Raw genomic sequence first — 12359 nt, 5'->3', positions numbered from 1 at the left:
GAGATCTTACGGGCAGCGATCCCGTGGGATACCATGATCGGTGTATCGAGAAGGAGCTGGGGAAGATGCGAGCACTCCATCGAGACCGTAGCAGAGTACAACAAGACAAGGGAAGGGCAGGATTACATCACCATGCCGTACCTTGCAGATGAAGATATGATCGAGAGAGTATGCAAAGACGTTGTAGTGGAAGAGCATCACGCACATCACTGAGAAGCAGGAAAAGGAGATAAGACATGAAGAAACGTTACATCCGCCATGCCTCCGAGCTTGTGACCTGTAAGGGCAAAGCGCCGAAGCATGGAAAAGAAATGTCAGATATCGGCCTGATCTATGACGGCGCAGTGATCATCCATGACGATAAGATCATCGCTGTGGGCACCACAGAGGAACTGGATAAACAGGTAAATTCGGAAGAATACGAAGTGATCGACGCAGCGGGCAAAACCGTTATGCCGGGATTCGTGGATTCCCATACACATTTCATTTTCGGCGGATACCGTGCAGATGAATTCTCCTGGAGACTGAAAGGTGACAGCTACATGTCAATCATGGAACGCGGCGGCGGCATCAACGCCACCGTGGTTCCCACCAGAGAAGCTTCAGAGGAAGAACTGATGGAAGCCGGCAAAGAGCGCCTGAACCGCATGCTGGAATTCGGCGTGACAACCGTGGAAGGCAAGAGCGGCTACGGCATGGACTGTGAGACAGAGCTGAAAATGCTCCGTGCCATGAAGAAGTTAAATGAGACCCATCCGGTGGACATTGTATCCACATTTTTGGGCCCTCACAGCGTACTTCCCCAGTGGAAGGGAAAAGAAAGAGAATTCCTGGACGAACAGTTAAACCATGTAATGCCAAAGGTAAAAGAAGAGAATCTGGCAGAATTTGCGGATATCTTCACAGAGAAGAATGTGTTTACCGTGGAGGACTCCGAGTATTATATGACAAAAGCAAAGGAGATGGGCTTTAAGCTGAAGATCCATGCAGATGAGATCTACCAGCTTGGAGGCTCTGAGCTGGCGGCGAGAGTGGGAGCGGTTTCCGCAGACCATCTGCTGAAGGCATCCGATGAGGGCATCCGCCAGATGCGGGATGCCGGTGTGATCAGCACCATCCTGCCCCTGACTGCTTTTGGCTTGAAGGAGGAGTATGCCCCCGCAAGGAAGATGATCGACGAGGGCTGCGCAGTTGCATTGGCTTCTGATCTGAATCCGGGAAGCTGCTTTTCCAACTCCATCCCCCTGATGGTTGCCCTTGGATGCATTTACATGAATATGTCCATAGAGGAAGTCATCACAGCTCTGACCATCAACGGCGCAGCCGCTGTTGACCGCGCTGACAAAGTGGGAAGCATAGAGCCGGGGAAAGCTGCGGACATTATTTTCCTGAAATTCCCGTCCATTCATTTCATGCCGTATCATACCGCCATCAACCTGGTGGAGACGGTCATCAAGAATGGCGATACTGTTTATCATAAAGAGTGGTAACCCTAAATTCATTAAAACATAAAGGAGAAAATATCATGGATAGAATTATCGAATGCGTACCTAATTTCAGTGAAGGAAGAGACAAAGAGAAAGTCGAAAAGATCGTTGACTGCTTCCGTAACAGAGAGGGCGTTAAACTTTTGGACTACACTTCCGATGAAGACCACAACAGAAGCGTTGTAACCGTTATCGGTGAGCCGGAGCCATTAAAAGACGCAATGGTTGCAGCAATCGGTAAAGCAGTGGAACTGATCGACATGACAAAACATCAGGGCCAGCATCCCCGCATGGGCTGTGTGGACGTTGTTCCGTTCATCCCCATCCGCGGCGTGACAGTGGAAGACGCTGACGCAGTGGCAAAAGCAGTGGCAAAAGAGGCATCTGAGAAATTCGGACAGCCGTTCTTCTTATATGAAAAATCAGCGACAGCTCCTCACAGAGAGAATCTGGCAAAGGTTCGCCAGGGACAGTTTGAGGGTATGGCTGAGAAAATGAAAGACCAGGAAAAATGGAAACCGGACTTTGGCCCGAACACCATCCATCCTACCGGCGGTGTGACAGCGATCGGCGCAAGAATGCCTCTGATCGCCTACAACATCAACCTGGATACTCCAAATGTGGAGATCGCACAGAAAATCGCAGATAAGATCCGTCACGTAAAAGGCGGCTTCCGTTTCTGCAAAGCTATGGGCGTTATGCTGGAAGACAGAAATATCGCACAGGTATCCATGAACCTGACAGACTATACAAAGACTTCTGTTTACACTGTATTTGAAACCGTACGCATGGAAGCCAGACGCTACGGTGTCAATGTACTGGGCAGCGAGGTAGTAGGACTGATCCCGCTGCAGGCTATCGTTGACTGCGCAGAATACTACTTAGGCTTTGAAGGCTTTGATTCCAAACAGGTTCTGGAGACACGTCTGTAAGAAAACGGCAGGACACTGCACGTAATATAGAGTGGAATAAAGAGAGGTTATACGACATGAAAAATATGACAGTAGAACAGTTTGCCATGCAGACAGCCTCCAATGAACCAGTACCGGGGGGCGGAAGTATTTCCGCCCTTGCTGGTGCCCTGGCGGCAGCGCTGACAGAGATGGTGGCAGGACTCACCATCGGCAAGAAAAAATACGCGGAAGTGGAGGAGGAGATGAAGAAGGCAGTTGCTCCCATGCATGAGATCTGTGAGCACCTTCTGGATGACATCAAGCGCGACAGCGAATCCTTTGACCTCTACATGCAGGCCCTGACCCTTCCGAAGGAGACAGAGGAGGAGAAAGCAGCCCGTACGAAAGCCATGCAGGACGGCTTAAAGGCAGCCGTTGCGGTTCCTTTATCTGTGGCAAAACGTGCCTATGAGGTTATGCCCTACGCGGAAGTTATGGTGACAAAAGGCAACAAGACAGCAGTGACCGACGCACTGGTAGCCACTATGATGGCCAGAACTGCAGTCCTTGGAGCCCTTTTCAATGTAAAGATCAATCTGGAATCCATCAAAGACGAGGCTTTTGTGGAAGAGACCGCCAAAGAAGTCGCAGTCATAGAAAAAAATGCTCTGGCATACGAGAAAAAGATTCTGGCACAGGCCGGTGTCTCCAAGAGCACAGTGGAGGAATGAGAAAAAGCCGATTGACTTCGGCTTTTCCAGAAGGTTCCGTGTACGCGGAGGTTTCTGCAAAAGCCGGAGTCGACGGATTTTTGCGCGGAGGAAAGAAAGAAAAGAATATGTAATGCAGAAAGGAGAAAACCTGTGAAGATTCTCAAGAATGCAGTAGCAGGAACCCTGGAATCCAGTGATTTGTTCATTCAGATCGAACCGGATGACAAAGAGCTGATCCTGGAAATTGACTCTGTAGTAGCCAACCAGTATATGGATTCCATTCGGGCCGCTGTACTGGACACACTGAAAGAATTTGAAGTGTCTACAGGGAAAGTTTTTATCAAGGACAAAGGCGCATTGGACTGTGTGATCCGTGCGCGTATGGAGACCGCATTAAAAAGAGGGGGAGTTGAACAGCCATGAGACGAACCATGTTGTTTTTGCCGGGAAATACGCCGAACATGCTGATTAACGGTGACACCCTGGGAGCTGATACCATCATCTTTGATCTGGAGGATGCGGTATCTCCGGATGAAAAGGACGCAGCCAGAATACTGGTGAGAAACGCCCTTCGCTACCAGTCCTATCCGGGCTGTGAGACTGTGGTGCGGATCAATCCCACAGACACCGCGTTCTGGAAAGAGGATTTGAGAGCTGTCATTCCCCTGAAACCGGATGTGATCATGCCCACAAAAGTAAACGGCGGTGCCATGATCCGGGAAGTATCTGCCTGTATGGCAGAGGTGGAACGGGCAGCAGGAATAGAGGAGGGAACTGTTAAGATCCTTCCGCTCATTGAAACTGCTATGGGTGTGGAGAAGGCTTTTGAGATCGCGACTGCGGATGCCAGAGTGATCGGCCTGTTTTTAGGCGGTGAGGATTTTACCGCTGACCTGCACTGTAAACGGACAAAAGAGGGAAATGAGATTTTCTATGCCAGAACCAGGCTGGTGTGTGCAGCCAGGGCCTGCGGCATCGAAGCATACGATACACCGTTCACGGATGTGGAGGATATGGAGGGCCTTGAAAAAGACACAGAGTTTGCCAAGAGCCTGGGATTTGCCGGCAAGGCAGTCATCTCACCGCGCCATGTGGACATAGTCAATGCCGTATTTTCACCCACAGAGGCGGAGATCGCCTATGCCCACGATGTGATGGATGCCATTGAAGAGGGCAAGCGTCAGGGCAAGGGCGTGATCTCCCTCCGCGGCAAAATGATAGATGCCCCCATAGTAAAACGCGCCTCCCAGGTGCTGGAAATGGAGAAAGCCATTTATGGAGGTGCGCAGTATGAGTAAATTACTCGGTTCATTAAAAGAAGCCATTGAAAAGACAGGTTTGAAGGATGGAATGACGATTTCCTTCCATCATCATATGAGAAACGGAGACTATGTGCTGAACATGGTGCTCGCCCAGGCTGCCGAGATGGGAATCAAGAATCTGACCGTGAACGCAAGTTCCATATTTGATATCCATGAACCCATTATCGGACACATCGAAAGCGGTGTTGTCACTGGCCTGGAGTGCAACTACATGGGCGGCAAGGTGGGAAAAGCCATCTCCCGGGGAATCCTGGAAAAGCCCGTGATCTTCAGAAGCCACGGCGGAAGGGCCGGGGACATGGAGAACGGTTCCTCCAAGATTGACATTGCGTTCATCGCCGCACCCTGTGCGGACAATATGGGAAACTGCAGCGGCAAGTACGGACCGTCTGCCTGCGGTTCCCTGGGCTATGCCTTCTCTGATGCCATGCATGCGGACAAGGTGGTGGTTCTGACTGACAATCTGGTGCCCTACCCACTGAAAGATACCTCTATTGCGGAAGGATATATCGACTATGTGGTGGAAGTGGAGCAGATCGGCGACCCCACAAAGATTGTCTCCGGAACAACCAAGATCACCCGTGACCCGGTGGGACTGCGCATCGCAGGACTGGCCGCGCAGGTGGTAAAGAACTCCGGATACTTAAAAGACGGATTCTCCTTCCAGACAGGAGCCGGCGGTGCATCCCTGGCTGTTGCCAAATACGTGGAGGAGATGATGGAAAAAGACCATATCAAAGGCAGCTTCTGCATGGGCGGGATCACCGGATATCTGGTCGATATGGCGAACAAAGGGTATTTTGAAACCATTCTGGATGTGCAGTGCTTTGATTTAAAAGCTATCGAATCCATCCGTGAGAATCCAAAGCATCAGGAGATATCCGCTATGCGCTATGCTTCTCCGGCAGCGAAAAGTGCCGCGGTAGACAGCCTGGATGTGGTGATCCTGGGAGCTACCCAGGTGGACACGGACTTTAATGTAAATGTACATACAGACTCCAATGGTTACATTATGGGCGGCTCCGGCGGACACTGCGATACAGCGGCAGGCGCCAAGCTGGCGATCGTGGTGGCTCCCCTGATAAGGGCAAGACTTCCCCTTATCGTGGACGAGGTGCTCTGTAAATCCACACCGGGCAGCACCGTGGATGTGATCGTAACGCAGAGGGGCATTGCAGTCAATCCGGCCCAGAAGGAACTGAGGGAGAAATTAGAAAAAGCCGGACTTCCGGTAAAAGATATCAAAGAATTAAAGAAGATCGCAGAAGAGATTGCGGGCGTACCGAAGGCCGTAGAACGGGGAGACAGGGTCGTTGCGAAAGTCCTGTACCGCGACGGCACACTTTTGGATACCATTAAAAATACTATATAACTGGAAGGGAGCGGTTTACAGTGGATAAGAAAAAATTAGTCATCGGTGTTATCGGAGCCGATGTGCATGCGGTAGGCATCAGTATTCTGGAACATGCATTTACGGGTGCAGGGTTTGAGGTGATCAATCTGGGGGTTATGGTTTCCCAGGAAGAGTATATTTCAGCAGCCATCGAGACCAATGCTGACGGCATTATGGTTTCCTCTCTCTACGGACACGGAGAGCTGGACTGCAGAGGTCTTCGCGACAAATGTGATGAGGCCGGATTAAAAGGCATCCTTCTCTATGTGGGCGGCAATATCGTAGTAGGAAAACAGCCCTTTGACGAGGTGGAGAGACGCTTCAAAGCCATGGGCTTTGACCGTGTATTCGGGCCGGGCACTGCACCGGAGACAACCATTGCAGCGCTTTATGAGGACCTGGGAATCCCGGAAGAAGACCAGCAGGCAGCAGAATAAAAGGGGCGATGGAAAATGAAACCAGTTCTTTTGGTGGACTTTGGAAGTACCAACACCAAAGCGACAGCTGTTGACGTGGAGAATTGCGAGATTCTGGGAACGGCGGCGGCATATACAACAGTAGAGACAGATATCAACAATGGTCTTCATGATGCCATACAGATTCTGGAGAAGACCACAGGCCATCTGGAATTCGGTGAGACGTACGCCTGTTCCAGCGCAGCCGGCGGACTGAAAATGATTTCCTGCGGACTGGTTCCCGAGCTCACAGCCCAGGCTTCCAGGGAGGCATCTCTGGGTGCAGGCGCAAAGGTATGGAAGACCTATTCCTTCCAGCTCACAAAAGGCGACATGAAGGAGATTGAGGAATACCATCCGGATATTATCCTGCTTACAGGGGGAACAGACGGCGGAAATACAGACTGCATCCTGTACAATGCAAAGATGCTGGCAGGACTCAGCTATGACTGTCCTGTGGTCATTGCAGGCAACCGCTGCTGTGCGGATGACTGCCAGGAGATCCTGGCCGGTAGGACCACTTACATCTGTGAGAACGTGATGCCGAGGCTGGGCGAGCTGAACATTGAACCCACGCAGAAGCAGATACGGGAGATCTTCCTGAACCGCATTGTGCAGGGAAAGGGACTGACCCAGGCCATGGATCTGATGTCCGGCATTATCATGCCCACACCGTCAGCCATGCTGACAGCCATGGAACTTCTCTCAGACGGCTGGGACGAGATCCCCGGGATCGGAGAACTGGTGGGCGTGGATCTGGGCGGGGCCACCACGGACGTATATTCTGTGGCAGAAGGAAGCCCGGCCAACACTATGACCGTTATCAAGGGACTGCAGGAGCCTTACACCAAGCGGACCGTGGAGGGTGACATAGGGATGCGGTACAGCGTCAGGGGCATCATGGAAGCAGCAGGAGACAGAAAGCTTGCCAAGATCGCGGGACTTGCCCGGAACAAGGTAAACGAGCTTGTGGACTATCTGGAACACCACACAGATTACATTCCTGACAGCGAAGAGATGGAAAAGATGGATTATGCACTGGCATGTGCAGCCGTTGAAACCGCGGTTGCCCGCCATGCCGGTTCTCTGGAACAGGTCTATACCCCCAGCGGGCTGACCTTTGTACAGAGCGGAAAGGATCTGCGCCGCGTAAAATACGTGGTAGTTACGGGGGGCGCATTGATCCATGCAAAACACACAGAAGAAATTGCAAAGTATGCACTATTTGATGAAAGCAGTCCTGCCTCATTAAGGCCGGAAAAAGCGGAAATCTTAGTGGATAGAAAGTATATCCTGGCTGCCATGGGACTGCTATCAAAACAGTACCCCCAGGCTGCCCTGGAAATCATGAAGAAGGAGATTGCTTATTATGGACATAAGGAATAAGAAATTATCTGATGATGAGTTCTATGGAATACGGAAAGAGGTTATGGAACAGTGGCCTACCGGAAAAGAAGTAAACTTCGAGGAGGCCATAGATTACCATAAAGCGATGCCGGAGAGCAAGAGCTTTTCACGGAAACTGGCAAATGCCAAAAAAGAGAGAAAAACACTGATCCAGCCAAGAGCCGGTGTGGCACTGATCGACGAGCATATCAAACTGCTGCAGTATCTGCAGGATAAGGGCGAGGCAGATTTACTGCCCACCACCATTGATTCCTATACCCGTCAGAACCGCTACGAAGAGGCTGAGGTGGGAATCAAAGAATCTATCCACACACAGAAATCCATGCTGAACGGTTTTCCGGCTGTAAACCATGGCGTATTCGGCTGCCGTTCTATTATCGAGAATCTGGATACCCCGGTACAGGTACGCCACGGCACACCGGATGCCAGACTGCTGACAGAGATCTGTTATGCAGGCGGCTTCACAAGCTATGAGGGAGGCGGTATTTCTTATAATATTCCCTATGCCAAAGATGTGCCTCTGGAGAGAACGATTTATGACTGGATGTATGTTGACCGTCTGACAGGCATCTACGAGGAAGCAGGTGTTTCCATCAACCGTGAGCCATACGGCCCTCTGACCGGAACACTGGTTCCGCCCTCCATGTCCAACGCAGTGGCTATCATTGAGGCCATGCTGGCGGCAGAACAGGGTGTAAAGAACGTGACAGTAGGCTATGGCCAGTGCGGTAACCTGGTTCAGGACGTTGCAGCCCTCAGAGTTTTAGAGGAGCTGACAGAGGAATATCTGGAAAAATACGGCTATGAGGACGTGACCGTTACCTCCGTGCTCCATCAGTGGATGGGCGGTTTCCCGCAGGATGAGTCCAAAGCATTTGCGGTTATCTCCTGGGGAAGCTCTGTGGCGGCCCTGGCAAAAGCTACAAAGGTGATCGTAAAGACACCTCATGAGGCTATGGGCGTTCCTACCATGGAAGCCAATGCACAGGGACTGCGCTGTACCAAACAGGCTATCTCCCTTTTGGCAGACCAGGAACTGAAAAGCTCTGCCTTAGAGCTTGAAAAAGCCATCATCAAAGGTGAGACCTGTGCGATCGTGGACAAATGCTTTGAGCTTGGCATGGGAGATCTGGCACTGGGCGCCATCCGCGCAGTGAAGGCAGGTGTCCTGGATATTCCGTTTGCACCCAGCAAATACAATGCAGGCAAGATGCTTCCGGCCCGTGACTTTGAAGGCGCTGTGCGTTACCTGAACGTAGCCAACGTGCCGCTGCCAAGAGAGCTTAAAGACTTTAACCAGGGCAAGATTGAGCACAGAGCGAAAATGGAGAAGAGAAAAGCATCCTTCCAGATGGTCATTGATGACGTATATGCCATCAGCAAAGGCAGACTGGTTGGTAAACCAAAATAAAATCACAGCATAACCCGGAATATAGAAAATCAGAACTGCCCGGACATTCCGGGCGGTTACAGAAAATCACAATAATAGGAGAAGTGTATCATGAAAATTGTAGACGTTGTTTGTTCCAAAGCAAGAACAGGTTTTTTCTTTGATGACCAGAGAGCGATCAAAAAAGGTGCTGTAGCAGACGGTTCCGCGTACTTTGGAGAGACTGTGACACCGGGGTTCAAATCCGTAAGACAGGCAGGAGAAGCCATCTCCGTTATGCTGATCCTGGAAGACGGACAGATCGCATGGGGAGACTGCGCGGCTGTTCAGTATTCCGGCGCAGGCGGAAGAGACCCGCTGTTCTTAGCAGAAGACTTTATTCCGATCATTGAAAAATATATCAAACCGGAACTGGTAGGCAGAGAGGCAGACAGCTTTAAAGACCTGTGTGCAATGCTGGAAAACCTGCAGGTTGACGGTAAGAGACTGCACACAGCCATTCGCTACGGTGTAAGCCAGGCAATTCTGGATGCTGTTGCAAAATCCTCCAAGAGACTGATGTGTGAGGTAGTGGCAGATGAGTACGGCACAACCGTTTCCGAGGAGCCGATTCCCATCTTTACCCAGTCCGGTGACAACAGATATGACAACTCTGACAAGATGATCTTAAAGGGAGCGGCAGTTATGCCTCATGCCCTCATCAATAATGTAAAGACAAAACTGGGCGAGCACGGTGAGCTTTTGAAAGAGTATGTAAAATGGTTAAGTGACCGTGTGCTGAAACTGCGCAATGACGAGAATTACATGCCTGTATTCCACATTGACGTATACGGCACCATCGGCGCTATCTTCGGCGTGGACAACTACACCGCAATGGCAGATTATCTGGCAGAGCTTGAGGAGGCCGCAAAACCTTTCCACTTGAGGATCGAAGGACCTATGGACGCAGAGGAGAGAGAAAAACAGATGCTCTGCTTAAAGGGATTAAGAGAAGAAGTGGACAGAAGAGGCATTGACGTGGAGCTGGTTGCCGACGAATGGTGCAACACTCTGGAAGATGTAAAATACTTTGCAGACAACAAAGCAGGCCATATGGCTCAGATCAAAACACCTGACCTGGGCGGCATCAACAACATTGTGGAAGCTGTTCTTTACTGCAAGGAAAAAGGCTTCGGCGCTTATCAGGGAGGTACCTGCAACGAGACAGACCGTTCCGCACAGGTCTGCGTAAACTGCGCAATGGCTACCAAACCGGACCAGATCCTGGCAAAACCGGGTATGGGTGTTGACGAAGGATACATGATCGTCTACAATGAAATGCAGAGGATCATTGCCCTTAGAAATGCGAAAAAAGCAAATTAAATGAAAATGAATGACTATGCCAGACGGTTCTGCGGGCTTCTGCCTGCAGGATTGTCCGGCTATTTCAGCATTTTGGGAAGGAACAGTCTATGGCATATTCAAAACAGATGCAGGAAGGAAACCTGTACAGCTTTTATTTTGCGCCCAGAGGAAACCGTCGTATGGCGGATCTGGGGATGCAGCTCAGTCAGATGTATTTGAGCCCTTTTGACCATATTATAGGAATCATAGGAGATGCCGGAGCGGGAAAGAGCCTGCTCATAAAAGGTATGTTTCCCGGTATTGACCTGACCAATGACGATGAGGGCGTGAATATCAGGCCCCTGCCCCTGCTGCATGAGGACCTGACGGACCCGTTCTCCCCGCATACTTATCATCTGGATATCCGCTTTGAATCCGCATTTACCCAGATGCATGTGCTGGCGGACACCATTCTGGATGCCGCCAATCACGGGAAACAGGTCATTGTGGAACACTTTGATCTGATCTACCCCATGTTGCACAGAAATGCGGATCTGCTTGTAGGCATTGGCGAGGAGATCATCATCACCAGACCGAACATGTTCGGCCCTCTGCCGGAGAATATAGCGAATATTGTGCACAAATCCGTAAAATACAGGAAGATGGCCCATACCCTGGAGGATCTGTGCGTGTACTATATGGGAGACGGCTTTGCCCAGGACGGCCCGCGCTCGGATGTGCGCCACGGATTCGTGCTGGAGTTTGAGGAAAAGCCGGATGTGGATTTATATGAGCTGGAGAAAAAGGTGAAGGATGCAGTGAAGCAGGATTTATCTGTATCCTACTATGATGAGAACCACGTGCAGATCGGCGAGATGGTCCTGGAGTGTCTGGGGCCGCGTATGCATGTATCCAGCACAGGAAAAATAGAGGATTTCACCCTGGTAAAAGACTATCCCATTGATCCCAGAACCGGCTATTATATGCTGGTGGGACTGATCGGTAAGCACAGGTCTGAGGATTTGTCAGACTTTAACCGCATTGACGTGAAGCGGCAGTTAAGCTGAGCAGGGAAGAAATAAGATTTGGAGGAAAAAGGCATGGTTCGTAGTGTAAACGTTGAACTTTTAACAGATAACATCAAAGAGATGTGCATTCAGGCCAACCACTATCTTGCCCCGGATATGGACAGGGCAATGAAGAATGCCTGTGAGCGGGAGACAAAACCGCTGGCAAAACAGATTCTGGGACAGCTTCTGGAGAATCTGGATATTGCGGGAAAAGATATGATCCCCATCTGTCAGGATACAGGCATGGCGGTGGTTTTTCTGAAGATCGGACAGGATGTGCATTTTGAGGGCGGCAGTGTGGAAGAGGCTGTAAATGAAGGTGTGCGCAGAGGGTATGAGGAAGGATATCTTCGGAAATCCGTTGTGGGGGATCCTCTCATCCGTGTGAACACAAAGGACAACACCCCTGCTATCATCCATTATGAGCTGGTCCCCGGTGATCAGGTGGAGATCACGGTGGCACCTAAGGGCTTCGGAAGCGAGAATATGAGCAAGATCTATATGCTGAAACCGGCGGACGGCGTGGAGGGTGTAAAGGACGCCATTATAAACGCTGTGCGGGAAGCCGGGCCTAACGCATGTCCACCTGTAGTTGTGGGTGTGGGCATTGGCGGCACCTTTGAAAAAGCGGCCATTCTGGCAAAGAAAGCCCTCACAAGAGAGGTGGGAACCCATTCAGAGCTGGAGCATATCAAAGCGCTGGAGGAGGAACTGCTGGCAAAGATCAATGGTATCGGTCTGGGACCTGCAGGTCTGGGCGGAGACACCACTGCCCTTGCCGTGAATATCAATACATATGCCACCCATATTGCGGGCCTGCCTGTGGCAGTGAACATCTGCTGTCATGTAAATCGGCATATTGTGAGGACAATCTGATCAGAATCTGATGAGAGTAAGGAGGTTACG

The 12359-nt window shown here is 50.7% G+C and carries 12 protein-coding genes and 1 pseudogene; all 13 read left to right on the top strand.

Features of this window, described 5'->3' with window-relative positions; all coding sequences use genetic code 11:
- A pseudogene (locus tag WMO65_RS14800) lies at positions 1-213 on the top strand (urocanate hydratase); the annotation flags it as partial.
- A gap of 23 nt (positions 214-236) precedes the next feature.
- A complete protein-coding gene (gene hutI / locus WMO65_RS14795) occupies positions 237-1490 on the top strand; it encodes an imidazolonepropionase (protein ID WP_054352853.1) in 1254 nt (417 codons plus the stop codon).
- Between the two features lie 35 nt (positions 1491-1525).
- Positions 1526-2419: a glutamate formimidoyltransferase gene (gene ftcD / locus WMO65_RS14790; RefSeq protein ID WP_033142736.1), complete on the top strand. Its 894-nt coding sequence runs from the start codon at positions 1526-1528 to the stop codon at positions 2417-2419.
- A 56-nt stretch (positions 2420-2475) separates the two neighbouring features.
- Positions 2476-3111, top strand: coding sequence for a cyclodeaminase/cyclohydrolase family protein (locus WMO65_RS14785; RefSeq protein ID WP_033142737.1), 636 nt, complete (start codon positions 2476-2478; stop codon positions 3109-3111).
- A gap of 132 nt (positions 3112-3243) precedes the next feature.
- Positions 3244-3516, top strand: coding sequence for a citrate lyase acyl carrier protein (gene citD / locus WMO65_RS14780; RefSeq protein WP_033142738.1), 273 nt, complete (start codon positions 3244-3246; stop codon positions 3514-3516).
- Positions 3513-4391, top strand: coding sequence for an HpcH/HpaI aldolase/citrate lyase family protein (locus WMO65_RS14775; protein WP_033142739.1), 879 nt, complete (start codon positions 3513-3515; stop codon positions 4389-4391). The genes citD and WMO65_RS14775 overlap by 4 nt, the downstream gene beginning before the upstream one ends.
- Complete coding sequence (gene citF, locus WMO65_RS14770) at positions 4384-5787, top strand: citrate lyase subunit alpha (protein WP_243128852.1); 1404 nt, start codon at positions 4384-4386, stop codon at positions 5785-5787. The genes WMO65_RS14775 and citF overlap by 8 nt, the downstream gene beginning before the upstream one ends.
- Before the next feature lie 20 nt (positions 5788-5807).
- Positions 5808-6245, top strand: coding sequence for a methylaspartate mutase subunit S (gene glmS, locus WMO65_RS14765; RefSeq protein ID WP_018594830.1), 438 nt, complete (start codon positions 5808-5810; stop codon positions 6243-6245).
- A gap of 15 nt (positions 6246-6260) precedes the next feature.
- A complete protein-coding gene (glmL, locus tag WMO65_RS14760) occupies positions 6261-7649 on the top strand; it encodes a methylaspartate mutase accessory protein GlmL (protein ID WP_033142741.1) in 1389 nt (462 codons plus the stop codon).
- A complete protein-coding gene (locus tag WMO65_RS14755) occupies positions 7633-9081 on the top strand; it encodes a methylaspartate mutase subunit E (protein WP_033142742.1) in 1449 nt (482 codons plus the stop codon). Before glmL ends, WMO65_RS14755 begins: the two co-directional genes overlap by 17 nt.
- Positions 9082-9171: 90 nt before the next feature.
- The gene (locus tag WMO65_RS14750) at positions 9172-10422 is read left to right on the top strand and encodes a methylaspartate ammonia-lyase (protein ID WP_033142743.1); all 1251 of its coding nucleotides are present in this window, start codon (positions 9172-9174) and stop codon (positions 10420-10422) included.
- Between the two features lie 89 nt (positions 10423-10511).
- Positions 10512-11450, top strand: coding sequence for an alanine-tRNA synthetase second additional domain-containing protein (locus WMO65_RS14745; protein ID WP_033142744.1), 939 nt, complete (start codon positions 10512-10514; stop codon positions 11448-11450).
- Between the two features lie 33 nt (positions 11451-11483).
- Positions 11484-12329 (top strand): fumarate hydratase, encoded by an 846-nt coding sequence (locus WMO65_RS14740; RefSeq protein WP_033142745.1) that lies wholly within the window; start codon positions 11484-11486, stop codon positions 12327-12329.
- The last annotated feature ends 30 nt before the right edge of the window (positions 12330-12359 follow it).

Origin of the sequence: Blautia caccae (genome assembly GCF_040095955.1) — a bacterium.
Taxonomy (GTDB): Bacteria; Bacillota; Clostridia; order Lachnospirales; family Lachnospiraceae; genus Blautia; species Blautia celeris.
This window is presented reverse-complemented; position numbering and strand designations above follow the sequence as displayed.

What these genes read in the sequence shown, in the direction of transcription:
- WMO65_RS14745 (WP_033142744.1), top strand. Translation starts at nt 10,512, where the DNA reads ATGGCATATTCAAAACAGATGCAGGAAGGAAACCTGTACAGCTTTTAT.
- ftcD (WP_033142736.1), top strand. Translation starts at nt 1,526, where the DNA reads ATGGATAGAATTATCGAATGCGTACCTAATTTCAGTGAAGGAAGAGAC.
- WMO65_RS14775 (WP_033142739.1), top strand. Translation starts at nt 3,513, where the DNA reads ATGAGACGAACCATGTTGTTTTTGCCGGGAAATACGCCGAACATGCTG.
- WMO65_RS14755 (WP_033142742.1), top strand. Translation starts at nt 7,633, where the DNA reads ATGGACATAAGGAATAAGAAATTATCTGATGATGAGTTCTATGGAATA.
- WMO65_RS14785 (WP_033142737.1), top strand. Translation starts at nt 2,476, where the DNA reads ATGAAAAATATGACAGTAGAACAGTTTGCCATGCAGACAGCCTCCAAT.
- WMO65_RS14740 (WP_033142745.1), top strand. Translation starts at nt 11,484, where the DNA reads ATGGTTCGTAGTGTAAACGTTGAACTTTTAACAGATAACATCAAAGAG.
- citF (WP_243128852.1), top strand. Translation starts at nt 4,384, where the DNA reads ATGAGTAAATTACTCGGTTCATTAAAAGAAGCCATTGAAAAGACAGGT.
- hutI (WP_054352853.1), top strand. Translation starts at nt 237, where the DNA reads ATGAAGAAACGTTACATCCGCCATGCCTCCGAGCTTGTGACCTGTAAG.
- glmL (WP_033142741.1), top strand. Translation starts at nt 6,261, where the DNA reads ATGAAACCAGTTCTTTTGGTGGACTTTGGAAGTACCAACACCAAAGCG.
- WMO65_RS14750 (WP_033142743.1), top strand. Translation starts at nt 9,172, where the DNA reads ATGAAAATTGTAGACGTTGTTTGTTCCAAAGCAAGAACAGGTTTTTTC.